20 protein-coding genes are annotated in these 24,251 nt (G+C 59.1%); 12 read left to right on the top strand and 8 right to left on the bottom strand.

Features of this window, described 5'->3' with window-relative positions; all coding sequences use genetic code 11:
* Positions 1–124 precede the first annotated feature (124 nt).
* From AC0L3O_RS06010 to AC0L3O_RS06035, 6 genes are all read left to right on the top strand, one after another.
* Entirely contained in the window at positions 125–1,291 is a 1,167-nt protein-coding gene (locus tag AC0L3O_RS06010; protein ID WP_473615089.1) for an ROK family transcriptional regulator, read from the top strand.
* Between the two features lie 59 nt (positions 1,292–1,350).
* Positions 1,351–2,115, top strand: a complete 765-nt coding sequence (locus AC0L3O_RS06015) for an ATP-binding cassette domain-containing protein (RefSeq protein WP_287295945.1) — start codon at positions 1,351–1,353, stop codon at positions 2,113–2,115.
* A 39-nt stretch (positions 2,116–2,154) separates the two neighbouring features.
* Positions 2,155–3,195 (top strand): sugar ABC transporter substrate-binding protein, encoded by a 1,041-nt coding sequence (locus tag AC0L3O_RS06020; protein WP_287173729.1) that lies wholly within the window; start codon positions 2,155–2,157, stop codon positions 3,193–3,195.
* Between the two features lie 133 nt (positions 3,196–3,328).
* Positions 3,329–4,324 carry an ABC transporter permease gene (locus AC0L3O_RS06025; RefSeq protein ID WP_287075803.1) on the top strand — a complete coding sequence of 332 codons (996 nt, stop codon included), beginning with the start codon at positions 3,329–3,331 and terminating at the stop codon, positions 4,322–4,324.
* Between the two features lie 14 nt (positions 4,325–4,338).
* Positions 4,339–5,124 carry an SDR family NAD(P)-dependent oxidoreductase gene (locus AC0L3O_RS06030; protein ID WP_473615090.1) on the top strand — a complete coding sequence of 262 codons (786 nt, stop codon included), beginning with the start codon at positions 4,339–4,341 and terminating at the stop codon, positions 5,122–5,124.
* A 264-nt stretch (positions 5,125–5,388) separates the two neighbouring features.
* Positions 5,389–6,498, top strand: coding sequence for a hypothetical protein (locus AC0L3O_RS06035; protein ID WP_473615091.1), 1,110 nt, complete (start codon positions 5,389–5,391; stop codon positions 6,496–6,498).
* A 94-nt stretch (positions 6,499–6,592) separates the two neighbouring features.
* On the opposite strand, the gene AC0L3O_RS06040 is transcribed toward AC0L3O_RS06035, so the two are convergent.
* The 7 genes from AC0L3O_RS06040 to AC0L3O_RS06070 all read right to left on the bottom strand — a co-directional run bounded on the left by AC0L3O_RS06040 (position 6,593) and on the right by AC0L3O_RS06070 (position 14,630).
* A complete protein-coding gene (locus AC0L3O_RS06040; protein WP_473615092.1) occupies positions 6,593–7,849 on the bottom strand; it encodes a flavin-containing monooxygenase in 1,257 nt (418 codons plus the stop codon).
* Positions 7,850–8,009: 160 nt separating this feature from the next.
* A complete protein-coding gene (nadE, locus tag AC0L3O_RS06045; RefSeq protein WP_473615093.1) occupies positions 8,010–9,017 on the bottom strand; it encodes an NAD(+) synthase in 1,008 nt (335 codons plus the stop codon).
* The gene (locus tag AC0L3O_RS06050; RefSeq protein ID WP_473615095.1) at positions 9,014–10,555 is read right to left on the bottom strand and encodes a class I adenylate-forming enzyme family protein; all 1,542 of its coding nucleotides are present in this window, start codon (positions 10,553–10,555) and stop codon (positions 9,014–9,016) included. Before AC0L3O_RS06050 ends, nadE begins: the two co-directional genes overlap by 4 nt.
* A gap of 23 nt (positions 10,556–10,578) precedes the next feature.
* On the bottom strand, positions 10,579–10,833 hold the full coding sequence (locus tag AC0L3O_RS06055) for an acyl carrier protein (protein ID WP_473615239.1): 255 nt from the start codon (positions 10,831–10,833) through the stop codon (positions 10,579–10,581).
* A 20-nt stretch (positions 10,834–10,853) separates the two neighbouring features.
* Positions 10,854–12,791 (bottom strand): asparagine synthase (glutamine-hydrolyzing), encoded by a 1,938-nt coding sequence (gene asnB, locus AC0L3O_RS06060; RefSeq protein ID WP_473615096.1) that lies wholly within the window; start codon positions 12,789–12,791, stop codon positions 10,854–10,856.
* Between the two features lie 318 nt (positions 12,792–13,109).
* Positions 13,110–13,580 carry a VOC family protein gene (locus AC0L3O_RS06065; RefSeq protein ID WP_473534572.1) on the bottom strand — a complete coding sequence of 157 codons (471 nt, stop codon included), beginning with the start codon at positions 13,578–13,580 and terminating at the stop codon, positions 13,110–13,112.
* Positions 13,581–14,087: 507 nt separating this feature from the next.
* Positions 14,088–14,630: a class I SAM-dependent methyltransferase gene (locus tag AC0L3O_RS06070; protein WP_473534573.1), complete on the bottom strand. Its 543-nt coding sequence runs from the start codon at positions 14,628–14,630 to the stop codon at positions 14,088–14,090.
* 198 nt (positions 14,631–14,828) lie between these two features.
* On the opposite strand from AC0L3O_RS06070, the gene AC0L3O_RS06075 reads away from it, so the two are divergent.
* The 6 genes from AC0L3O_RS06075 to AC0L3O_RS06100 all read left to right on the top strand — a co-directional run bounded on the left by AC0L3O_RS06075 (position 14,829) and on the right by AC0L3O_RS06100 (position 21,194).
* Positions 14,829–15,035: a hypothetical protein gene (locus tag AC0L3O_RS06075; RefSeq protein WP_473534574.1), complete on the top strand. Its 207-nt coding sequence runs from the start codon at positions 14,829–14,831 to the stop codon at positions 15,033–15,035.
* Between the two features lie 504 nt (positions 15,036–15,539).
* On the top strand, positions 15,540–16,784 hold the full coding sequence (locus AC0L3O_RS06080) for a tyrosine-type recombinase/integrase (RefSeq protein ID WP_473615098.1): 1,245 nt from the start codon (positions 15,540–15,542) through the stop codon (positions 16,782–16,784).
* A 286-nt stretch (positions 16,785–17,070) separates the two neighbouring features.
* Positions 17,071–17,985 carry a hypothetical protein gene (locus tag AC0L3O_RS06085; protein WP_473615099.1) on the top strand — a complete coding sequence of 305 codons (915 nt, stop codon included), beginning with the start codon at positions 17,071–17,073 and terminating at the stop codon, positions 17,983–17,985.
* A gap of 121 nt (positions 17,986–18,106) precedes the next feature.
* Positions 18,107–18,352, top strand: a complete 246-nt coding sequence (locus AC0L3O_RS06090) for a helix-turn-helix transcriptional regulator (RefSeq protein WP_473615100.1) — start codon at positions 18,107–18,109, stop codon at positions 18,350–18,352.
* Between the two features lie 167 nt (positions 18,353–18,519).
* The gene (locus AC0L3O_RS06095) at positions 18,520–19,380 is read left to right on the top strand and encodes a hypothetical protein (protein WP_473615102.1); all 861 of its coding nucleotides are present in this window, start codon (positions 18,520–18,522) and stop codon (positions 19,378–19,380) included.
* Between the two features lie 434 nt (positions 19,381–19,814).
* Entirely contained in the window at positions 19,815–21,194 is a 1,380-nt protein-coding gene (locus AC0L3O_RS06100; protein ID WP_473615103.1) for a DUF927 domain-containing protein, read from the top strand.
* Between the two features lie 336 nt (positions 21,195–21,530).
* Here the strand turns inward: AC0L3O_RS06100 and AC0L3O_RS06105 are convergent, their stop codons facing one another.
* Positions 21,531–24,242, bottom strand: coding sequence for a trypsin-like peptidase domain-containing protein (locus AC0L3O_RS06105; RefSeq protein WP_473615105.1), 2,712 nt, complete (start codon positions 24,240–24,242; stop codon positions 21,531–21,533).
* Positions 24,243–24,251 lie beyond the last annotated feature (9 nt).

The following is a 24,251-nucleotide window of genomic DNA, read 5'->3' on the forward strand; positions in this document are numbered from 1 at the left end:
GGCAGGACAGAGGGGGGCGCGAAGGATCTCGGCATAACCGTGAACACGCGCGACATTCTTTTTGAATTCCATTTGACTGAATAATTCTTTGGTGCGAACCTCTTGTCTCCCAGGGATGCAAGACATGGCACTGCGGGGGACCAATCAGGAGTTTGGGCGGCCTTACAACAGGCGCATCGTCCTTGAGTCCATTCGCCTTCACGGTCCGATCGCCCGCGGCGACATTGCCAAGCGGGTCGGGCTCACCGTTCAAACCGTCTCGACGATCGTTCGCGAGTTGGAAGAACACGGCTACGTTCTATCGATGCGCGAAGAGCCGCGGGGGCGCGGGCTGCCTCCGGCGACCCTGCGGATCAACCCGGAGGGCGGCTATGCCGTCGGCATCCACGTCACCCCGCTGGGTATCAATGCGGCGCTGATCAATTTGAGCGGAGACGTGATCGAGAGCGCCTACCGCGAGGCCCCCAACGCTACGCCCGACCATGCCTTCGATCTGATCGGCGCGATGGTGCTTGAATTGACCGGGCTGCGGCCGGGCGGTCGCGTTCTTGGCATCGGCATGGCGCTGCCCGGCCCTTTCGGCGTGGAGTCGATGAGCTTTGTCGGCCCGACGACGATGACCGGCTGGAAGGACGTGGCGCTTCGGGAACGGCTGGAGGCCTCGACCGGGCTGCCCGCGTTTTTTGAGACCGACATGGCGGCCGCGGCAATGGGCGAGCGCCTGTACGGCCTCGGGACGGGATATTCCGAATACTACTATCTCTATTTCGGTGTCGGTCTTGGCGGCGTCATGGTCCATGACGGAAGCGCGTTGCGCGGCGCCTGGGGAAATGCCGGCGAAATCGGACACATCCCTGTCGTGCCGGGTGGCGAGCCATGCCCCTGCGGCAATCGTGGCTGCCTCGAACGATACCTCTCGCTCGAGGCGCTGCGGCGCCGGAACATCAGCGACGCCGATTGGGTTGACGAAGTCGGGCCGATCTTCCGCAACGCCATCACCATCGTCGAGAACCTGTTCGATCCCGAAACCATCATCCTCGGCGGACTGGCGTCCACCGATCTGCTTGAACGGCTGGCCGGTTCGGCTGCCAGGCTCGCCAACTCGATCTCGGCGCGAAGCGACCGCACGGCGCCGCGTGTCACTGTCGCACGCGGCGGCCAGCATGCGGTGCTGCGCGGGGCCGCCGCACTTGCCGTCTCAGGTGTGCTTTCGCCGCGCTTCGGCCAGATATTCACCGCCGAGCGCGAACGCGGGCGAGATATACTGCAAGGCAAGGGGATCGCGGCATGAGCGGAGCTCAGCCTGGCATGAGCGGAGCTCAGCCTGGCATGAGCGGAGCTCAGCCTGGCATGAGCGAACCCCTGCTGGTGCTCGACAACGTCACCAAGAATTTTGGCGCGATCGAAGCGCTCAAGGGCATCAGCTTCTCGATCGGCAAGGGTGAGGTGGTGGCGCTTCTGGGCGACAATGGCGCCGGCAAATCGACGCTGGTCAAGATCATCGCCGGCGGCCTGGAGCCGACCTCCGGCCGCATGCTGTTCGAGGGCAAGGAATTTCTCGCCAAATCTCCCGCCGAGGCCAAGGCGGCTGGGATCGAGACCGTCTACCAGGACCTGTCGCTTTGCACCAATGTCGACGTGGTGGCCAATTTCTTCATGGGCCGCGAGATCACCAGGAAATTCCTTGGCGTTCCGGTGCTTGACGAACCCGCCATGGAGCAGGTGGTCGAAAAGGCTTTGGCCAGCGCCGGCACCCGCATCCCTTCGCTCAGAACCAATGTCGAGCATCTCTCGGGCGGCCAGCGGCAGGCCATCGAGCTCAACCGGTTCGTGCATTTTGGCGGCAAGCTCGTGCTTCTCGACGAGCCGTTCGCAGCACTCGGCGTCGAGCAGACGCGGCGCGGCCTCGACATGATCCGCCAGGTGGCGAGGCAAGGCATCGGCGTCGTCATCATCACCCATATCATGCAGCAGGCCTTCCAGGTCGCCGACCGGATCGTGGTGATCCGGCAAGGCGTCGTGGCGGGCGATGTTGCGCGCAACAAAACAAGTCCCGACGCGGTGATCGACATGATCACCGGAGAGACGCTCGCCGGTGCCGGACCGGCAGGCTGAGGGACAAATGAGGGGTCCGGCGCAAGAGGAGCGAACGACATGAAGAAAATACTTCTTTCCGTCTTCGGTATCCTGGCACTGGCCTTTGCCACGCTCACGCCGGCACTCGCCCAGTCCAAGGGCACCGTCTACTACCTGGTGCCGACATTGCTCGACGAATTCCAGACCGGCTCGGTGAGCGCTCTGGAGATGTTCCTGAAGCAGGTCGGCTACGAGATGAAGACGCTGAACGCCGACAACAAGACCGACGCTCAGCAATCGCAGATGAACGACGTCATTGCGCTCAAGCCGTCGGCAATCATTCTCGCCGCCGTCGATTTCAATGCGCTGAAGCCGTCGATCGAGGCCGCCCGCGCCGCCGGCATCCCGGTTGTCGAGTTCGATCGCCAGATCACCTCGACACCATCCGATTTCACCTCGGTGGCGGGAACGGTCGAGATCGGCCAGATTGCCGCCGACCAGGCCGAAAAACTCTTGAAGGCGAAGCACGGATCGGTGAAAGGCAAGATCCTCCAGGTGCTCGGCGATCCTGGCGACCCCTACACGCTCGATATCCAGAAGGGTTTCGAGGAGAAGATGAAGGCGTTCCCGGACGTCAAGATCATCTCGGTGCCGGCCATGCAATGGGAAGCCAGCAATGCCGGCACCATCGTTGCCGACCAGATGCTCGCCAACCCGGATATCGACCTGATCTTCAGCCACGCCGCCCATCTCTCGGTCGCCGCCGTCGCCTCGCTCGAGTCCGCCGGCAAGAAGCCGGGCGACGTCATGCTGATGAGCTCGAACGGTGCGCCGGTTGGCCTCGACCTGATCCGCAAGGGCTGGCTCAACGCCGAAATCGAGCAGCCGCTCTATGCTCAGGCCGCCGCCGTCGCCATGTTCATGGACAAGGTCGTCAACAAGCAGGAGATCAAGCCGGGCGAGTACGACGTGCTCGGCCTGAAATCGACCGTGACCATCGAAGCCTGGGGACCGAACATCAAGATCCCCGGCGCTGCGATCACCAAGGAAAACGTCGACAACCCGGCCTTCTGGGGCAACATGAAGCCGCCCTCGGGCACCGTGAAGCCGGTCGAATAGCAAAGTCGCCCAGGGCTCCGGGCCGCGCTGGCCCGGAGCCCTGGGCGTTCGAACGACGCGCAGAGCAAGCTGCAGCAATTTTCAATCCGCGCATGATGCTTTTCGAGGATCGATGCGCCAGCCGGATCAGCAGATGAATCCCCGCACGCGCCGCGCCCTCGAGTTCGTCCTCGACAACCTCGTCTGGTTCATGCTGGTCTTCGTGCTGGTGGTCTTCTCCATCTCCATTCCGAACTATTTCCAGCTCGGCATCTTCGCCAACATCATCGAGGCGTCGAGCGTGCTTGGCGTCATGTCGATCGGCCTGGCGCTGGTCATCATCACCGGACACATGGACCTGTCAGTCGAATCCGTGGCGGCGCTCAGTGCGATGGCGGTCGGCATCCTGTTCTGCTCGGCGGGTATCGGCCTTGGCGTTCAGTTGCATCCGGAATGGCTGATGGTTCCGGTTTCGCTGCTGATTGGGCTTGTCGTCGGCGGCATCATCGGCGCCATCAACGGCTACCTGGTCGTCAAGGTGAAGATGAGTGCCTTCATCATCACGCTGGCGTCCTACATCTGGGTGCGCGGCCTCGTGCTGGTCATTTCCGGCGGCCGCTCGGCACAGGACCTTGCGCCGGCAATCCGCTGGTTCGGCATTCAGCGCCTGCTTGGCCTGCCGCTCACCGCCTGGATCGCGATTGCGTGTTTCGTGGTCTTCTCGCTGATCATGGCCAAGACCCCCTTCGGCAGGCACCTGATCATGATCGGCGGCAACGAGACCGCAACCTTCCGCGCCGGCATCCGCGTCAACCGCAACCTCGTCATCGCCTTCGTTCTCGCCGGCGCCATCGCCGGCCTTGCCGGCTGGCTGCTGGCGATCCGCACCTCCGGCGCCACCGCCAATCTCGGCGTCGGCCTGCTGTTCAACGCCTTCGCCGCCGTCGTCATCGGCGGCGTCAGCCTCAAGGGTGGCGTCGGCACCCTGCCCGGCGTCTATGCCGGCGTGCTGTTGCTGTCGGCCATCAACACGGCGATCAACCTCATGGGCCTGCCGGCCAACTTCACCCAGGTGATCCACGGCCTGCTGGTGCTTGCTGCCGTGCTGCTCGACGCGTTCAAGCAAACCATCCGCCAAAGACTGGCATGAGAGGGGGGGCTGGCATGACCGGGCGTCCACAGATCGGAAGACTTTCGGACAAGGTCGCGCTGATCGTCGGCAGTGCCCGCGGCATCGGCAAGGGCATCGCACAGCGCTTTGCCGAAGAGGGCGCCAAGCTGGTGCTGGCCGATACCGAGGTCGAGGCCGGGCAAGCGGCCGCGGACGAAGTCGGCGCCGCCTTCATCGGCACCGACATCTCGCAGATGGCCGATGCCGAGGCAGCTGTTGCGCTGGCGCTCGACCATCACGGCCGTCTCGACATCATGGTCCAGAATGCCGGCATCTATCCCTGGCAATTGCTGGAAAACACCAGCCCGGAGGACTGGGACCGTGTCATGGCGGTCAATTTGCGCGGCAGCTTCAATGCCGCCCGTGCCGCGCTCGTTCCGATGAAGGCGCAGCACTTTGGTCGCATGCTGTTCACCTCCTCGATCACCGGTCCGCACGTCACCAGCCCCGGTCACGGCCACTATTCGGCGACCAAGGCCGGCATCAACGGCCTGATCCGTTCGGCCGCTCTCGAATTCTCGGGCTATGGCATCACCGTCAACGGCGTCGAGCCCGGCAATATCCTCACCGAAGCAATCCAGCTGCATCGCGGCGCCGCCTATATCAAGAACATGGAGGACTCCATACCGCTCGGCCGCCTCGGCAGCCCGCGCGACGTGGCCAATGCCTTCCTGTTCCTGGCTTCGGACGACGCCAGCTACATTACCGGCACGACCATCATCGTCGATGGCGGGCAGCTGCTGCCCGAAGGCAAGGATTTCCGGCTGCTTCCGCCATGATCCGCGCCCGATAAACTCGATTCGCCGCCCAATACTTCAACATCGGTTTACCCGAAGCTGGTAACAGCAGCTACGCTGGTTTTCATGATCAAGCAAAGGGCCTGCCTTGCCGCTGCGTTACAGCTCTCCTTTCGACCATCACCGGAGCGAGTGCAATTGTAGATTGCATAGCTGCGGGCAGTTGCCGTTCGCCGCGATGGCCAATGGGGAGCCGGGCCTTGCCATGGTCTGGAAACGCGGGGACTCTGGTGCCGGGAGCCGGGCTTGAGCGTCATTCGCGCCCTGGAAGGTGCCGATCTTCCGGCAGTCGCAGGCATGTTCCAACGCGTGCTGCGCAAGGAGCGGACCGAAGCGCCGGCCGCGCTCATCGACTATATGAGACGGTTTTATCTGGAGGCGCCCGGTGGCGGAGGCGATCTGCGGTCGCTTGTCCATGTCAACGACGCCGGCCGCGTCTCCGGGTTCGTCGGCGTTCACGTGTTGCCGATGCAGTTCAACGGCAGGCAATTACGCGCCGCCATCTGCAGTTCGCTCATGGTCGAGGATCATGAACGCGACCCGATGGCCGGCGCCCGCTTGTTGAAGGCTTATCTGGATGGTCCGCAGGATATCTCGTTCAGCGAGACCGCCAACGACATTTCCACAAAATTGTGGACCCGGCTGCGCGGCGTTGTCCTGCCGCAATACAGTCTCGACTGGGTGCGCGTGATGCGGCCGGCGAGCTTTGTGCTCGGCCTTTCCGCCAGTCGCATGAAGCTTGCCCGAATGCTCAGTCCGTTTGCCAATACCCTCGACCGGTTTTATTGCAGGCGAATGAAGTCCAGCGAACGACGCTGGTCCGGCGTGGCGGCAGACGGGGCAGGCCATGGCGCCTTTCGGACATCGCAAATCGACGGCGACGCATTTGCCAGGCTCGTCGAACCGTTGACCGCCCAGTTCGCCCTGCGCCCGAACTGGGCGGCAGGCCAGATCCATCATATGCTGACCGATGCGGCACAAAAACCGGAGCTGGGCGAGCTTGTCTATGTTTCCGTGGCATCGCCGGTCGGCACCAATGTCGGCGCATTCGCCTATCACGCACAGGCGGGCGGAATCGGTCGCGTGCTGCAGATCCTCGCCCTCCCCGGCCAGGCGGGTTCGGTGATCGACTGCCTGATCGATGATGCCGCCGTACGCGGCGTCAGCGGCCTGCGCGGCCGCATTCAACCTGCACTTCTGGAAGCAATGCTGGGGCGCCGCATCGCTTTCCTGACCGTTGCCTCGACCGTGGTGCATTCACGCGATCCAGAGCTTTTGAACGCCATGAAGAACTCGCAAGCTTTCCTGAACGGGCTTGCGGGCGAGCAGTGGAGCCGGCTGGGCCGCTTCACCTGAAGCATTCAGTCGTGGGGGAGCGAAGATATTGGCTGATCGTTGGAAGCCTTTGCCTTCGCTCAGCTGTCAGGAGCTTCTTGACTATGCCAGGCGGTCACGAATGCCCTGCGATATGTTCGACAAGGCGAGGTGCTTCCTCGGCGATCGCCAGGATGGTGCCTGACTTGCGTGTGGAGGCGAAGTCCAGCCCTGCGAAGTAAAGGCGCGGCAGGGCGGCCACGCCATCCGCGTGAACAGGCTGTCCCGCGCTGTCGAGCGCACCGGGAAGCCTCATCCAACTGAAATCGCCCTTAAAGCCCGTGCACCACACCACGCTCGTTACGCCGGAGCGGGAGAGATCGAGCGAACCGATCGTCGGGTTCGGCTGACGCATCGCGACCGTCTCCGCCGGGTCGGGCTCCGCAACGGGTGCATCGATCCCCATGCGGCTGATATAGTCGTCGACATGGCGTCTGACATTTTCGGAGGCTTCATCCGCAAAGCGGGCATTCGCTTCGAGATCTTCGGCAAACGAGAGGCTGCCGGCATCCTCGATGCCGGTGAGACGCCCAAGCAGCACAACACCCTGGGCGCTCAGCGCCTGAAGGCTTATCGTACGCAACGACCCGAGCACACCACGCGGCGGAATGCGTCCCGCAAGTCGAATGACCTCCTCCCGGCGCACGTCGAGAAACCCGCTTTCGAGCAGCCAGACCATGATGTCGCGACCCCGGTAGCGCCGTGGAAGCCGTCCGACACGACTGGTCGCAAGGAAGACCGTTCGACCCGCGTCCGCCAATTCCTCCGCGATCTGGGCACCAGATTGGCCGCTTCCGACCACCAGCACCGCTCCGCCGGGCAGATCGGCGGCGCTGCGGTAGCCGGAAGCGTCGATCTGGTGGAGAGCGGGCGACAACGCGGCGGCCCAGACCGGGCGCACCGGACAATTCAGGCTGCCGCTTGCGACGATCACATTGCGCGCCCAACGCGTGCCGTGTGAGGTGGTCAGCCGATAGGCGCCATTCTCGTGCGTGAGTTCGCTTACCGCAGTGTCCGGTTCGATCGGCAGCGCGTTGCGCCCGGCGAACTCCTCAAGGAGAGTGACGAACCGATCGCGCGTCAGGGCACCATCCGGATCCGGACCGTCATAGCAATCGCCCGGCATGACGGTCTGCACGTTGGGAGTATTCATCCGAAATAAATCCCATCGCTGTGTGCGCCAGGTCTCTCCTATGCGGCCCCGCTCCAATACGCTGTGGCGCAGGCCCCGTCGCGCCAGCCAATAGCTGACACCCAGGCCGGCCCAGCCGGCCCCGATGACGACGGCATCGAGAACATCGCTGCCATCGCTCATGTGCTGCGGTGAACTCATAATCGCCCCCGGGCAGTCTCGCCGCGCAGCATTAAGCCTTGTCCACGGCAACTAGTCCAGCACCGCCGATTTCCGTCCGACTGGCCGAGCGCACTCAAGACGGACAGGCGGAACATCGGTCACCCCGAAGCGCTCGCCTTGGCCAGGTTGGGGAGGCAGGTCAGGTATCGACTTCCTCAACCTCATCGACGAGTTGCGGGCGCAGGTGCAGGTAGCGCGTCGCCTTGCGTTTGGCGGCGATGTCGGCCCAGACGCGTTCCACTTGCGAGGCGTCCAGTCCCGCCGCCTGCCCCACCACTTCGGCCGCCACGCCGTTGTTGAGGCCGCAAAGGCAAAGGTCCATGCGGTCATAAGGAAGCGAGAAGTAGAACTCCTCCTGCGTCTGCGCCAGCGAGTAGGTATCGGTGGTCGGCGGCCGATTGCGGATTTCCTCGGGCACGCCGAGATAGGCCGCCAGCGCATAGACCTGCGTTTTGTAGAGGTGGGCGATCGGCTTGACGTCCGCCGCGCCGTCACCATTTTTTACGAAGAAGCCCTGATCGTATTCCAGCCGATTGGGCGTTCCAAGAACGGCGAAGTTCAGCCGGTCGGCATGAAAATATTCGATCTGCTTGCGGGTGCGCTGTTTCATGTTGGTGGCAGCGACGATACCGAGATAAACCGGGAGCGGCATTCTTAGTTTGGTCTGCTTGCCCTTGGGGTCCTGCACCACCAGCGACGAAATATTGTAGCCCTCATGCTCAAGGGCATTCGCAATCACGATCTTCGAGGCCCAGCCTTCGCCGTAGTCCGGGACCAATTCGCGGATGAAAGCGTCGCGACGCTGATAGCAGCCCATGGCGCGCAGGATCGGCCCGATATCCTCCACGATAGAATCGACACCGAAAGTGCCGGCGACAAGGCGGCCGAGCCGCAGACTTTCCGGATCGGAATCGTTTTCCGGCATGAAGAGGCACAGTACATTCTGTGGCCCGACGGCTCGCGCCGCCAACGCCACCGAAACGCTGGAATCGATCCCGCCGGAAAGACCGAGCACGAGGCCGCGCTTGCGAATGCCGCGCAACTGTTGGCGCAAGGCGGTCACGATCCTGTCCGTTTCGGCGCCGGGGTCGATCGCCAGGGCCTGCGCCAGAATGGTCGGCGCGTCATCGCCGGGGCGAACGCTCATTGCGCGGCCTCCATCATGTCTGCCGCAAGCCGGCGGCTGACCTTGCCGGTATCCGTCTTCGGCAATTCCAAGGGGAATTCGATGATCTTGGGCACCATGAAATCCTCGAGATGACGGGCGCAGTGGCGCATGACATCTTTTTCGCTGAGCTTCAGGTCCGAGCGTATGACGAGCGCGCCGATCGCATGCCCGAGCAGCGGATCCGGCACGCCGACGACAACGGCTTCGGCGATGCCGGGATGGGCGTGAAGCACGGCTTCCACTTCCTTCGGCGCCACCTTCTCTCCCCGCGTCTTTATGATGTCGTCCTTGCGGCCGACGAAATAGAGAAAGCCGTGCTCATCGGTCCTGAACAGGTCACCGGTGTAGAGGACCTTCTCCCAAGTGTTCGGGCCCGGTCGCAGCGCTCGTTCCGTCGCAGCTTCGTTTCGCCAATAACCCTGCATGACGTGCGGTCCGCGAATGACCAGCTCACCCGCCACACCTGGCGGCACGCTCTGCCCGTTGTCGTCGACGACAAAGGCTTCGGTGTTCGGAATGGCTATGCCGACCGAACCCGGCCGGTGGTCGAGCTCCTCGGGCGGCAGATAGGTGCAGCGCTTGCATTCCGTCTGGCCATACATCGAATACAGCCTGACACCGGGAAAAAGGCAGCGCAGACGTTCGATATGGGCCGGCGGCAAGGCCGCCGCCGTGTTGGAAATATAGCTGACACTGGGCAGGAAGCCCGGTTCCAGGTCACGCATCTGCAGGATCATCGCTGCCATCGTCGGCACCAGCGGAAGACCGGTGACGCCCTCCTCGCGGATACGCTCAAAGATCGCTTGAGGAAAGGCGAAGGATTTTTCGAGCACGAGCGTGGCGCCGAGCTTGACGGCCATCAGCAATTGATAGAGGCCGTAGTCGAAGGCGAGCGGAAGCACATTCAGAATGATGTCGTCGGGCGTGTTGCGCAGATAGGTGGTGATGGAGGCCGCCGCCGCGTCGCAATTGCGGTGCGTCATCATCACGCCCTTGGGCCGGCCGGTTGAGCCCGACGTGTAGATCAACATCGCCAGATCGACGTCGATGCCACGGTGGTCGATCTCCCCGGCTTCGAGCGTCAGGCAGTCCGTCAAGGATGTGGCCCCCACCGGGCATTGGCCATCAGCGCCGACGGTCGAAGCCACGAAGACGCCGGTGTTGCCGCCGCAGGCCTCGGCGACCACGAGCATCAGTTTTGCCTGGGTGAGGATCGCGGCAGCGTCGCAATCGGCAAGGATGTAGGCAAGCTTGTCGGCCTTGGTCGACGGGTTGACCGGGATGAAGGTCGCCCCTGCCTTGAGCACGGCGAAAATCGAAACCGCGATCTCCCAGCAATTGTCCATGAAAACGACGACCCGGTCGTTGCGCCTGACGCCGTTTGCGAAAAGGGCAGCGGCAAGGCGGCTCGAGAGATCGTCCAGTTCTTCGTAGCACAGCCTTTTATGGCTGGTGATCAATGCCGTCTTGGCAGGTTGGGCAGCGGCATTCGCTGCCAAAAAATCTTCGATCCGCACGGAACGCTCCTCGCCGATCGGGCCTAGACTGTCGCTTTCGCCTTGATGAAGGACGAAATACGGTCGACCGAATCCAAATTGGCCGGCACGATGTCGGAATCGACCATCGCTATGCCGAAGATATCCTCGATGAACGCCACGAGTTCGACCACGGCGGTCGAGTCGATGATGTCGTTCTCGATCAGCGAGGCGGTATCTGCAAGTTCGTAAGACGTGTCGCCGAACAAGAAATTGTCGACGATAAAGGCTCTGACCTTGTCCTTGATTGTCATCATAATTTTTTCCTTCCCTGGATTTCTCAAGCTGCTCTTGCTGCACCAGCCTCTTGGCCGGTGAAATTCTTCTGCCACAGTTGCGTCGACAAAATGCCGACGAAGGCAGCGTTGTCGCGAAACCCTGACGCTGGCTGCGTGCGGCATTTCTCATGAAGGCTGGCCACTGCCTTGGCGTTGAACAGTCCGCCGGCAGCGATGCTCGCTTCACTCAGCAAATCGCTGACATAGTCCAGTTCGCCGGCTCCAACGAAGGAGCGGGCTTCCGGCGCCCGGTAGGGCTGCTTGGCACGCTCCCGGATCGCGCTGGGAAGCAGATGCCCCGCCGCTTTGCGCAATATGTGCTTTTCGACCAATCCCTTCAGCTTCATGTCCGGCGGGAGTCTCGCGGCAAATTCCACCAGGCGATGGTCGAGGTAGGGAAACCGCCCTTCGATACCATGCGCCATCGCCATCCGATCGCCTTGACTGGAGAGGATGTAACCCGGCAGCAGGAAACGACTTTCCAGATATTGCGCCTGATGCAGCGGGTGCCATAGCGAAAAAGCCTGGGGCAACCGGCTGACCAGTTCCTCGGCCGCATCATAGCCCTTCAACGTCGCGCGCAGGTCACCGGAAAAGAAAAACTTTGCCGCCGCCGTGGTCTTGAAGCGCGGCCGATGCGAGAACAGCGGATCGTCGAGCGCAGTATTGCCGGCGCCGAAGAACGCCGCCAGATACTCCACGGACTGCTGCTGCAGACCGGGCAGATAGGGATAAAGCTTGCGGAACAGCTGTGGCCTCAAGCGCGATGCCGGCTGCCGTGCGCAGAACCGACGCACACGCGCTTCTCTAAAAATATCGTAGCCGGCAAAAACCTCGTCGGCGCCCTCGCCGGTCAGCACCACTTTCAGGCCGGCCTGGCGAACGAGGCCGGACAACTGATAGAGCGGGGCCGGGGCGGTGCGGATGATCGGCCGCTCGGCAAAGCGGATGACTTCGGGGAAGACGCCGGCGATATCGCCGGCCTGGCAGGCAATGGTTCGATGCCGGGCGCCAAGCGCTGAAGCCATCTCGGTCTGGAAGGCGCTTTCGTCGTGCTCGGCGCTGTCGAACGTCACCGAAAATGTCTGCAGCTGGAGAGGAGTCATGCCGGCGGCAATCGCCGAAACCAGGGATGAATCGAGCCCGCCCGAAAGATAAGAACCGACCGGCACGTCGGCGCGCATGCGAAGCCTCACCGCATCGCTCAACAGCGCCTGCAGTTCCTCGGCGGCATCGTCCTCGTTCGTGAGCTTCGACGGCGCGTCCCGATGCGGATAGTCGAGGTGCCAATAGCGCTTGACCGTGACTTGCCCCGGTGTCGCGATCATCACGCTTGCCGGCTCCAGCTCATGGATATTGCGGAAAGCCGTGCGGGGAGCGATTGGCGCCCACAGCGTAAAGATCTGGTCGAGTGCTATCGGATCGATCTCGGCCGAGACGCCGGGGACCTTCAGCAGCGCCTTGATCTCCGACGCGAAGTACAGCACGCCGTCCCTGCTGGTGTAGAACAGCGGCCGGACCCCCATCCGGTCTCGGGCAAGCACCATGCGCCGGCGCCTGTTATCCCATATCGCGAAGGCGAAATCGCCGTTCAGAAGCGACAGGCAGTCTTCGCCCATCTCGTCATATAGGTGCAGGATGACCTCGGTGTCGCTCGACGTGCGAAAGCGCCGGCCCTTGGCGATCAGCCCTTCGCGCAATTCCAGGTAGTTGAAAATCTCGCCGTTGAACGCAATCGTCAAATTGCCTGACACGTCGGACATCGGCTGCTGGCCATCACCGATGCCGATCACCGACAGCCGCGCATGGCCGAGCCCGGCGTCGGCTGCCACAAATTTCCCTTGCTCATCCGGCCCGCGATGGGCGATCGCAGCGATCATGCGCGCAAGCAAAGCTTCCGCATCCCGGATCGAACCGAAATAGCCCCCGAATCCGCACATTGCCATGACTCATAAATCGGTGAGATGCGGAACATAAGCTCGATAGCTGGCTCAAGCGTTAACCGGATAATTTCGCCTAACACATGGTTAACAACAATTAAAAGACAAGGTACTTTTTTGTTCTATTATCTCTTCCCGGATAGAGAAGTATATTTCAACGCAGAACGCAATTTTTGTTCGAGCAACGGCGGCGCGATAGCGTTGCCCCGCCTGACCGACTCGCGCAGCGACTCCAGTCCTCATCGGAGGTAGCTGATAGCACAGTAAAGGCCGATGACTGGAGAACAGGTGTGAGGCAGCCCAATGCGGCCTTCGCGATCAGTCTGGCCAAAGCTCCCGCTTGCGTTCTTCAAAGCCGAGCACGCGTTTGCTATCGGTCCACCGCGCGACCTCGCCCTCCATTCCATCCGGGTCCTTGAAGGTCACAAGACGGACAGCGCCGAAATCTGTAATGGTCCCATCCGAAGCGCCGGCATTCACCAGACGTCGCCTGACTTCCTGCAAGCACTCTTCATCGTGTACCTTCAGCGCAAGATGATCTATGTGACCTCTCTTGCCCATCTGCATCGACCCATCTTCATACCCCGTTGGTTCCGGCATTTGGAACGGATGAAGGGCAAAGCCACCTCCAACGTCGATTAGTGAGTGACGAAGAGTGACGCCACCGGGACCGGGCTCGGAGAGATCGAACTTCGTTTCCGCGTCGAAGATTTCTTCATAAAAGCGAATGAAACGGTCCATGTCGTGTGTGAAAAGCGTCAGATGGTGCGCACCAACCGTTACAGGCATGCCGAACCTCCCTTGCCGATAATATGACGAGCATACCATCTCGCGTTGAACCGGGCGACCTGGAGCCGCGGTACATCACTGAACGCGAACGGGCCGATTCGGTCCGCAAAGCGGCTGTTCGATACGGGTTTCGTGGCGGCTGCTGAACCGGAAAACCTCAAACCCTTGAGAAAACATGGTGGGCGATGACGGGCTCGAACCGCCGACATCTTCGGTGTAAACAATGCTCCCGCCCTTGCAGACCAGCATAAGAGCCGGCTTTACAACGTTACAGACGGGGCCGTGGCGGCAGTCGGGACTGCGGGCTACGCCAGCAATGGCGCTGGCATTACCGTTACAAGCATAGGTGCGTGTCCCGTCGTGGCTGGAAAAGCTTATAGGGTGGAACACCGTTGCACCAGCACCTGAGGAACGGATGCTGGGTGCGGCGGCAGGCTATTCCGAGATTGAAATTTATACCCGCGTCGAATTTTGGCGAAGAGACTGACTGTAGGTCTCCTAGACAAGCTATTCCCGCCTCATCAGCATACAAAAGCCGGCAGATGTGCTGTTCGTCTCATTCCAATATTTCTTACGGTCCCAAACCACAAGGATACTGGATGGCGAAAAGTCGTGCCTGATCTCTTTCATGTCCTCAAAAAGAAAGCGCATCCCGGAAGGGGTGGCCCGCCAATGGTCGCCAAAATACGGACCTTCATGAACAGGGTAGAACCAGGGCATAGCGATGAAAAGGTGGCCGCCCGGCCGAACGAGGCCGGTTATGTTCGGAGCGGCAACCCACGGCCTGTCGATGTGTTCGATGACCGAGTTCGCGATTACCAAATCGTAGGTTCCGGCATCTGCCGGAAGATTCATTAAGTCCCCGTGGATATGGCGGGGGTCATCATGCGGGGCCAAGTCCAAGGTTCTGAAATCCGCGCCGGGGAAATAGTCTTCGTAAACTCGGCCTTCCTTGTCTTTATGGTTTGGCTTCGCGCCGAGATTGAGAACCGTTTTTGCCCCCAGCGGTGAGCAAAAGTCCTTCAGGCACCGATTAACGTGCTTGCGCAAGACTGTCGTCCGGCCACGTCCGAAAATCCAAATCCGATTAAGCATCTGGCTTCGATAGCACTCAACAATGTGAGCGCGCAAGCCAGCGTTGTTCCTAGAATTCGGATTGGCGCATCGGGCTGTCTAGCCTTCGACAATACGGCAAAGGTTTACTGACATGCGCGGCTGGAAACTCTCGGCGGCTGCCGTCTCTTTTCCATGTCGGCAGGCCTTGCGACCATCCACGCCGCCGGCCGCGACCCCTATGTCGGCGGGTACAGCATGGAGTGCCCGCAAGCCCAGTGCTGGCTTGAGATCGAGAAGGGGAAAGGGAAGACCTACAACGTCCGCTTCATTGCCGCCGACCGCGTGGATGCCTCCAAAGTCCTCTGTCGGGCGGATATCCCGATGGAAGGGGACCTTTGAGTTTCACCGCGACGGAACAGTATGAGGACGGTCTGTCCGGCTCTTAACGAAATGTCGCCAGCGCGCCCATTGCCATTGGAGGTTCCGTACGCGTCAGGGAGGCCCGCCACTTGTGGTAGGCCTCTTTTTCAGCTTCTCCGTATGCCCTGTCTGCCCGCCAGCCCATGCCCAGTTACCTGTAGCGTCCCGGATGCAAGACCACGGCTAGCGGGTTGCCAGTCAAGTACGCTGGACCATCGCCACCATTTCAAGGCTTATCGGTGGCGGTTGCCGAGGTCACCGGGAACTGGAAGCTGGTACCTATGTGAATTTCCTTAAGAAATTTGGTGGGCGATGACGGGCTCGAACCGCCGACATCTTCGGTGTAACGAAGGCAGTCCACTTCCCGACAGGTCCAACCCTTACCTACACGCATTGTTTTTCTACATTTTTTTCATTGTGGCTACCTTGTAGATCTCCCGATTTCCCTTCATACCTGTTGCTAGTCTGTTGCTAGGGGAATCTATGCCTATCACGAAAACCGATGTGGACAAGCTTGCTCCCGGGACACTCCTCTGGGACGCAGGGAAAGGTAGCGTTCTTGGATTTGGAGTTCGGAAGCAGCGCCGCGACCCCGTTTTCGTACTCAAGTATTCGATGAAGGGTCGCCAAAGATGGTACACCATTGGTCGGTTCGGGTCGCCATGGACCGTTGACCTGGCGCGACTAGAGGCGAAGAAGCTCCTGGGACGGATTGCCTCTGGCGAGGATCCATCCGTTTGCCGCGAAGATGCCAAGGTTTATAGCGCAAACCCGACCATGGCCGAGCTCTGTGACCAATACATGGTGGCGGCCAGAGCAGGCGCCATTCTGACCAGGTTTAATAGGCCAAAAAAGTCTTCGACACTCGATATCGATGTCGGCCGGATCGAACGGCACATTAAGCCGCTGATCGGATCCACCCGGGTTACGGATGTCGACGCCCGCATCGTCAAGAGATTGATCCAAGATGTCACTGTGGGAAAGACGGCCGCGAAAATCAAAACGAAAGCAAGGGGTCGCGCGTTGGTCACCGGAGGCGCAGCCACTGCTGCCCGCGTCGCCGACCTATTGTCAGGGATTATGACCTGGGCTGCCGATGAGGGGCTCATAGGGGCTAACCCGGTCCATAGAATCCGCAGATACCGCAGTGAGCCGCGACAGAGATTCCTAAACGACAGCGAGCTAGCCATGTTAGGAGCTCGGATCCGAGCCGGGGTCGATCCCGAGGATAGGCCCTTTCACCCTTATGCGATCGCCATCATCCAACTGCTTTGCCTAACCGGGTGTCGATCGAGCGAGATTGCGACCTTGGAGTGGACAGAGGTGGATCTAGAACAAAAGTGCCTTCGGCTTGAAGATACCAAATCTGGCAGGAGCCTTCGAGCGATCGGCACCAACGCGGTCGAATTACTGGCCGCGCATTCCAGGATCGAAGGTCGATCCTTCGTATTCCCCGGGGCTAAGGGGACAACCCATTATCAGGGTCTAAATAAGGAGGCGCCGCGCGTCTTCCAATTGGCCGGTTTCTCAGATGTAACCTGTCACGTGTTGCGACATACTTTTGCATCGGTGGCTTCCGATCTCGGCTACTCAGACGGAACTATCGCAGGGTTGCTCGGCCATAAGGGTCGGGGTGTCACATCTCGCTATGTTCACAGGCCAGACGCAGCGCTGGCGTCTGCGGCGGACGCAGTGTCGCGTGATGTCTGGAGAAGAATGGAAATGTGAGTTCACATCGCAAATTTGGAAATTGTGGCGGTTGGCTAGTTTATTTCGAGCCCGCGGTCACAGCGACTTGACCAACCGTAAAGAGTTAGTGGTATCGCACCATTCCCACCCTGATTGCGCGAGGAGAAAGTGGTCGATTTCGGTTAAGAGCGCGTAGCCCAACTGAGCGGCAGAAGGCAAGCGTGAAGCAGATTATGAGTTTGCAATCTCATTTTTCTGAACTGTTGCCAGGAGCCGGTGGTGCTCGGTAGGTTCTCAACGCATTTTAGTTTTTGGGGTAGTACAAATGCCGGAGGACATTGCGGGCCTTGAGCCGTCTAAGGCAGATCCAGCGCACCGAGCCGTATCGCCTCAAACGACTCGTACGCGTCTACAGTTTCTGGACACCAAGGGCTTGGTGGCGCCGTACGGCTTCCTCTACGTAGACGAATGCCTTGATAGGTTTGGCACGAAGCGCCTTGGCTCTGTATGGGACGAAATCGTCGGGCTGCGCTGCTTTCCCTTCCAGTACGTCTCGCGAAAGCGAGCGTTCTACCGGTATCGCGTTAGCAGAAAGCGCCCGCACGATCGTAAAGACCACCAAATTATTGTTCGAGGCCGCCTCCAAAGGAAAGAATTTCGTTCAGCTTCCCGAGCGTACAAAAAGCTTCTGAAAGAGCTTTCGCAAGCCATTCAAACCGATCGGTTTAAAGTGCGGTTATTCGGGCCGGACGGTCAAATCACAGAGATGCGGCACCCAGAGATTGTTGCCGCTCAGGTAGTGCGCGCGTTTTACACCGGTACCGTACGAATAACGGAGAACGACACCAAGCGTAAGCGCTGGATTCTGGTTGACGAAAAATCTTTCACCCGCTGGCTAGAAGATGGGAATTGCCCGAAACATCGGAAGCTTGGGTTTCTCACGTTCAAGCCTGTGCTGGGCGAGATTGCTGATCGAGCAAGACAAAAGGGTTACAAGCTAACCGAGGAGGCTTTCGGCAAACTGTTGGACGAGGTGGCAACGGCGTTCGAGCCTAGCATCGAACTCAACGACGCTGGATTGAGAGCAATTTGGGATCACGAAAGTCTCACGCTCGCAAAGAAAGAGGGCCCCGGCCGGCAGGCAACGGCGGAAAGGGAAGCCTACGAGAAGGACAGGGTAGACTTCAAAGCGTTCCTCATTGCCAGGATTGAGGAAATCCGCGCCGCGAAGCAGCCATGAGTGGGTCGGCCGTCAATCCCTACAGCCATTTCCTGCGCAATTATTTTTTGGAATTTAGGCCTGATCTAAATAACCAATTTCGGCAGGGGTACATCCGTCGTGTCAACACGGAGCACGACCAATGGAAATCGACGAAAAACCATCCGGGCCCTCTAGCAGGGTTCAAGATCCTGTACGTCTGCTTGACGATCACGATCTGGCAGCTCGCTGGAAGCTCTCAGTTAAGACACTACGGAATGCGAGAGTTTCGGGCGCCAATCCGGTAATTCCCTTTGTGAAGATCGGACGATCAGTCCGCTACCGCCTGTCCGATATCGAGGGATTTGAGGCCGCGAACATGCGCAAGAGCACGTCCGATCGCGGTTAGTCACATCCCTCTACTCAACAAACATCAAGGTGATCTGATGCAATCCTTCAACGACCGGGGGGATGACCCCCGTTATTTCGAATCCATCTTTCCCGGATTCCTCGTGGCCTTCCAACATTGCGAGTTCGGGGCAAACAGCGGCTCGCTACCAACTCAGGGAGGGCACAATGGCTAAAGCCAAGCACCTCTTGTGCCGGCGAACCAAGTGGCGTCAGTACAACGAAATGGACCATGCGGAAACGGACCACCAACTGCGGCTACGCCGGCTACGCGATCTTGGAAAGATTGGTTTCGACGACAAACTCTTTGAGTGTGGAAAGGGTCGTTGCGGGCACGGATCAAAGATCCCACCACACAGAACGACCTCACCTAACCCCTACCCCTGCTCGGCCATGTGTCGGGTGGCTCATATCAGACTGGAACGGAAGGAGGTGCCCGGGATAGCAAAGATCCTAGCCCCTCTCGATCGCCAACCACTGTTCATGACCGTGGCGAGTCCGTCCTATTGGTTGGCACCTAAAGACTTACCCCGGTTCAAAGTCGGCGGCATCGTCCAGTCGATCAAACGGGGGCTGAAGAGGGCAGAAGAAGCCACAGGTCTAACTATCGTAGCCGTCGGTAGGGTGGACTTCGACCTCGGTAAGGCCCAGGACGGGAATGTGATCGTGCGCCCGCACGTCCACTTAGTGGTTGCGGGGTTGAACGTACGAACGCTCAAGACCCACCTCCGCCAACGCTACGATCGCGAGGCATTTCCGAGGCTGAGGCCGGTCAAAGTTGTTCCGGTCGAAGACAAGGGCGCGCTTCGTTACGCGCTTAAATGCCGCCTCGGCGGACTACCCAACCAACGCGACGCGCCGCCGGAGTTTGCTCGGAATCGGCAACGACTAGGCGTCGGCTATGAAGCGCTATTCGACGAATTCTTGCTGAAACATAAAGTCAGCGATCTGCTTATCCTGTTCGGACTTCGGAGAAATGGAAGTCAACTCGAGGTTCTTAATGATAAGACGAGAAAAGTCAAAAAATAGCGCGGAATCGCTTTGGTGGCGCGTGAATGAGTAATTCATACGCCATTGATCGTAAAATACCTAATCACGACCTACACAACTGCACGTTCATCATCAAACTGATCACGAATTCTCTCAGCCTCCTTAAAGTGGAGATCGACCAACTGTGTCCAGATCCGGTGAGGCAGGTGAGGCAAGTGAGGCAAAGCCGAGGAAAATTACCATGTCACCTACATCGAAAATCCGCCGGTACCGCGACGAGGACGGCAGAGAGTGGTCCTTGATAGCATTCAAGCGGTACGACCATCTCGAAGAGACTGAGTTGCTGCCCAGGCAAAAAGCAATGAACCCCAAGGAGCTCAAGAACGCCCTGTTAGCTCGTGGTGCGACACTAGACGAAGCCAATCTCGATTTCGCGCGGTTGGAGGCCGAGCTACCTCCAGGCAGCGGAATTTTTGGCGAGCCGGACCGGCTGGCACAATCGGTCCTTTCTAGTCAGTGCCAACCGATGCATCGGAGACGACGACGTCCTACTGAACCCAGCGCTGACCGTGGGAAGCATCCTTGATGCGCCTTACAGCGCGGGCACACTCGAGGGCTGGCGAGAACATGTAGCGAAACCGGCCCTGCGCTCCGATTACACAGCCTTCGCGATCTTACACGCTCTTGCCGCTCCGCTTTTTCGGTTCTCGCGCTCGAGACTTCAGGAGGGAGCGCTATTCCATCTGTGGGCAAGCGGTTCGACGGGAAAGACGACGGCGCTGAAGGTAGGAGCATCAGTGGCTGGTCCTCAAGCACACTTACCTGACTGGGATGCCAGCACACGAGCCTTGCAAGAACTCGCAGCTACTCGAAGCGGCCTTCAGCTAGTCCTGGACGACACTGAGAAAATCAAAGACGCGGCAAAATGGAGGATCCTGGGCTCGACTGTTCATCAGCTTACGGGCGGTAAGGGAACGACATATTCGCAGGCGGTACAGAATCGATTGCCGAACGTGAAGTTCGATGGGTGGGGCTTATCGACGGGTCCCCTTTCGATTGAAGCCGAATTCGCGCTTGGACGAAACGTCCGCACCGATGGCGACAGAGCTCGAATGATCGACATTCCGGTGCCAGGAAAGGCTGACGGCGGGATATGGTCGGCTGCCAACTATCCCGGAAAAAAGGCGCGGGCCAAGGCATCAGAACGGCTGGCCAATGACGTCAAGGAGTACCATGGGGCAGCACTGATCGAGTGGGTCACGTACTTGGTGGCCAACCAGGACACACTCGAGGCATCCGTTACGGGCTACATCGACAAGTTCGTGGATCACGTCTGTCCAGACCAGGGTGGCGTCCAGCGACGGATCGCGCAAAAGTTTGGTTTGGTCTTTGCTGCCGGGAGGTTGGCCATAAAGACCGGGATATTGCCTTGGCAGCGGCTCGACAGTGATCGACTCCTACTGAGGATCTATCAGCGTTCTCGTGAGGACGGGCGAGATCGCAAAAAGCCTCAGGACGACCCGGCCGCCGCAATCTGGCAGGCCACGAGAGACAGGAACGTTTTTCCTCGGTTCAAAGACGGCGACGATATAAGGATAGTTGAGTCATGCCCAGGTTTTGTTGCCGGCCCGTCGGGCAACAAGCGACTGTTTATGAGCACCGATGCGCTCTCGGCGCTATTTCCCGACACCCTCGCGCCAACCATCGATCAACTGAAGAGCCTTGGGATCGCACTGAAAGGTGACGGCGGCAAGCGGACCCGGCAAATTCGCGTTTGCGTGGCCGGGCGCCAGAAGAAAGTTCGGTTCGTCGTCTTCAAACTGAAAGCAATGAAGAACGCGGCCGGCGTATGACCGACGTCCCTTTTTTGGTTAAATTAGACAAGAGGGGGCTCCTCGTCCGCTGGGGAGTCTCGCCACGCTGGTTCTCGCATAAACCTGCCAACTGCGCTTATGCATGCGTTGAATAGCACGGTTCGCTGCGCGTTCGCGGTGTGACCGACGCGCAGGCTCACTCGTGGAAGTAGTCCCACAGTAAAGGTCTTAAAGCTGACCAGCATTGTATCCATGAGCTTGGCCAGCCATTGCCGATGCGCTCGAAGGGTCTGGGTGAGCCAGGCAAGTGGATCGATATAGGTTGGGATCTGAACCGCTGTTGGCGCGTCTCCGGAGGCGCGTCCGCATTCCTTCTCAGCGCCAGCAGTCGACTCGAACGGTTACGCCATCGGCAAACTTGCCAATGTCCTCGGTCGTCAAAGTTCGAGAGAGCGGTCCCCGCTCGAATGGCACATTAGCCACTTCAAGGAATTCAGCGGCAATGTTCGACTTAATTGCGAAGAAAGTGTTCGGCGCCACCTCGTGCCTCAGTTTCTCATTCACAATTCCGACAACATTTCCAGCAGCATCAAAGAGAGGCCCTCCGGAGTTCCCTGGTAGGATGTTTGCGGAATGTTGTAACCAAGATGTATTAGTCTGCGGTCCACTTTTTGCGTTGATCTCGCCCGATGTAACGCGAACTTCGAATTCCCCCACAACGTCAGGTAACGGAAACCCTGCAGCCACAACCATCTGGCCTTTCTCTATAGGCGTGCCAACGGTCTCGCGCAACCTGGCCGATACAGATGACGACGTTTTCAACCTAAGAACAGCTAAGTCATTCGCGGTGTCGAACGGACCGCTCTCAACAGGCGAGTGTCGCCCATCCTTCCAGATGGAAAGACCTAAGCATTCCTGTATGACATGGTGATTGGTTAAAACGTATCCAACCTTGTTTACAATTACACCCGAGCCGGAACTGACGCGCTTGGCGTTCGAATGCAAGTCTCCGAAGAGACGGCCGACAAGCCCGGCTGCGGATAGCTGTTGCGTGGGGCCTTGGATCTCCCGCTCCGTAACCCAATCAGCGGCCCGGCGCCGCGCTTCTGCCCATTGCCTGCGCGACAATGTTGCAGCTTCTTGGACTCGCCCGTTTTCGGCTGCATCACGAACGTCGTTGGTTCCATTAAGCCAAGCTAAATCAAACCACAATTGTGAAGCCACCGGATCCACTTGAACTTCGAATCCATCGCTTTTGGCTACGCCGTCACGATACAATTCTGCCAGCTTCAGTTGCGCCTCGGCGTAACCATTATTCGCGGCTCGGGTCATCCACTCTAATGAGGCACCGGATGGTGCCCCTACTTTGTTGGGCGGAAGCGCTTCCAGGCCAAGCTTATATTGGGCATAGGGATAGTCTGCCTTTGCCGCTTGCTCGTACAACTGCATGGCCTTCGTGTCGTCCTCCGGTACACCTAACCCTGTCTCGTAAGCATGCGCCAGCACAGCCTGTGCCCCACCTACCCCTTTAGACGACGCTCGCTCGATGCTTTCTATTGCCTTCTTTACATCAGCGTTGACGCCCAAACCGTCCGCTAGAAGGAGGCCGACAAAGAACTCGGCTTCTGCCAACTCTCGGCTGGCTGCCTCGGCCGCAAGAGTGTAGATGTCCGCTGCCGCGCCACGCGTTTCCCCCAGCCCCTGGTCCAAGAGAATCGCTAGTTTTGCCTTGGCTTCAGGCGACTCCTCCTTAACGGCATTGCGCAGCCAGCGCGCCGCCTGCTCAAAATCTCGGACAGGAGAGTCGCGGCCCATATAAATCCGAGCCAAACTAAGTTGCGCTGGAATGAAGCGCTGTTCCGCCGCTCTTTCTAACCACGTCAAAGCCTGCTCATAGTCCTGGGCGGTTCCGATTCCGAAGGAGTAAAGTTCGCCAAGAAGGTACTGTCCGATCTTGTGTCGCCTCTCTGCAGATGCGCGAACCCATCGCTGGGCTTCACCAAGATCGCCCGTAACCTTCGCTTCGCGTAGATACACTTGCGTAAGTATAAGGTATGCTTCTGCCGACGCATCCGGTCCCAAGTTTAGCAGGATATGAATCGCTGTAACTGAATCACCATTGTCCAAGGCTTTGATGGCGTCTAATAGAGGTCCAGCTTGCGCTTTGTTTCTTTCGGTCTGAACCACTTCATCGAGAAGTTTGATCGCTCGATCGATAACTTGCCCTGGGGATGAGTCCTGGTCAGACTGAAACAGCAGAAGCAATTCGTCTTGGGATATTACTCCCGCTGAAATAAGAGACTCTCTGAACGGTCGCCTAGATTGCAGTTCTGCTGATGTCAGTACCACAGCGCTCCGAACAACTCCCGCTGCTTTTCCTTCTTGAGGATACGCCAGCGCCGCTGCAGACCTGTCAAGTTTGGACAACTGGGTGTTGGTACGCGAGTAGCAAGCGCTTTCTATCCCATTCTTAAGAAATTCGGGAGGTATGGGGTGCATCATGATGGATTGAGGATCAAATTCCGTAAGCGGATGAGCCCCCTCGATGCGGCGGATATTGGACTCCACTGTCTCCACTTCCCAACCGAACTTGGATATTAGCCGATCAATTATCAAATCTTCTTCGCAGGGAGCGGCTGGTGATTGCGCTTCATTTATGAACCCAAGCGCGTGGCCAAATTCGTGAAGCACAACGGACCGCGTGAAGCCAGACTTCGCGTTCACATAGTTGATATCGAGATTCATTGTTAGTTCTGAGTTGGTGCTTTTTCTCTTGCTGTCCGTTCCCAGATACGAAAAATTGCCCGACCTCTCAAAGCCAATTCGAATATCGCTCAGCTCACTTGTAGTACAGCTATTGAAATTCCGATTCGGCGAGCCAAAATCAAATCGGATATTTGCATACTGCGTCCACTCAGTCGCTATCTCAGCGATGTGCTTGCGCACCTCCAAGTCCCCGCCCTCGAAGCAAATGCGCAGTTGTGATCCAGGCTCCCAAAGTTTATCACCCACTGCGGTTCCAGAGAATGCCGGATTTCCTCCGGCCACAATCATCACCGCGGCCATGGGTAGGAAAGTCGCTCTCATGGTTGGAAT

The sequence above is a fragment of the Mesorhizobium sp. WSM4810 genome (genome assembly GCF_055811235.1).

Excerpts from the sequence above, each read along its gene's own strand:
- AC0L3O_RS06010 (WP_473615089.1), top strand. The coding sequence starts at position 125 with ATGGCACTGCGGGGGACCAATCAGGAGTTTGGGCGGCCTTACAACAGG.
- AC0L3O_RS06015 (WP_287295945.1), top strand. The coding sequence starts at position 1,351 with ATGAGCGAACCCCTGCTGGTGCTCGACAACGTCACCAAGAATTTTGGC.
- AC0L3O_RS06020 (WP_287173729.1), top strand. The coding sequence starts at position 2,155 with ATGAAGAAAATACTTCTTTCCGTCTTCGGTATCCTGGCACTGGCCTTT.
- AC0L3O_RS06025 (WP_287075803.1), top strand. The coding sequence starts at position 3,329 with ATGAATCCCCGCACGCGCCGCGCCCTCGAGTTCGTCCTCGACAACCTC.
- AC0L3O_RS06030 (WP_473615090.1), top strand. The coding sequence starts at position 4,339 with ATGACCGGGCGTCCACAGATCGGAAGACTTTCGGACAAGGTCGCGCTG.
- AC0L3O_RS06040 (WP_473615092.1), bottom strand. The coding sequence starts at position 7,849 with ATGAGTTCACCGCAGCACATGAGCGATGGCAGCGATGTTCTCGATGCC.
- nadE (WP_473615093.1), bottom strand. The coding sequence starts at position 9,017 with ATGAGCGTTCGCCCCGGCGATGACGCGCCGACCATTCTGGCGCAGGCC.
- asnB (WP_473615096.1), bottom strand. The coding sequence starts at position 12,791 with ATGTGCGGATTCGGGGGCTATTTCGGTTCGATCCGGGATGCGGAAGCT.
- AC0L3O_RS06065 (WP_473534572.1), bottom strand. The coding sequence starts at position 13,580 with ATGCCTGTAACGGTTGGTGCGCACCATCTGACGCTTTTCACACACGAC.
- AC0L3O_RS06075 (WP_473534574.1), top strand. The coding sequence starts at position 14,829 with ATGTCGGCAGGCCTTGCGACCATCCACGCCGCCGGCCGCGACCCCTAT.
- AC0L3O_RS06080 (WP_473615098.1), top strand. The coding sequence starts at position 15,540 with ATGCCTATCACGAAAACCGATGTGGACAAGCTTGCTCCCGGGACACTC.
- AC0L3O_RS06085 (WP_473615099.1), top strand. The coding sequence starts at position 17,071 with ATGCCGGAGGACATTGCGGGCCTTGAGCCGTCTAAGGCAGATCCAGCG.
- AC0L3O_RS06090 (WP_473615100.1), top strand. The coding sequence starts at position 18,107 with ATGGAAATCGACGAAAAACCATCCGGGCCCTCTAGCAGGGTTCAAGAT.
- AC0L3O_RS06095 (WP_473615102.1), top strand. The coding sequence starts at position 18,520 with ATGGCTAAAGCCAAGCACCTCTTGTGCCGGCGAACCAAGTGGCGTCAG.
- AC0L3O_RS06105 (WP_473615105.1), bottom strand. The coding sequence starts at position 24,242 with ATGAGAGCGACTTTCCTACCCATGGCCGCGGTGATGATTGTGGCCGGA.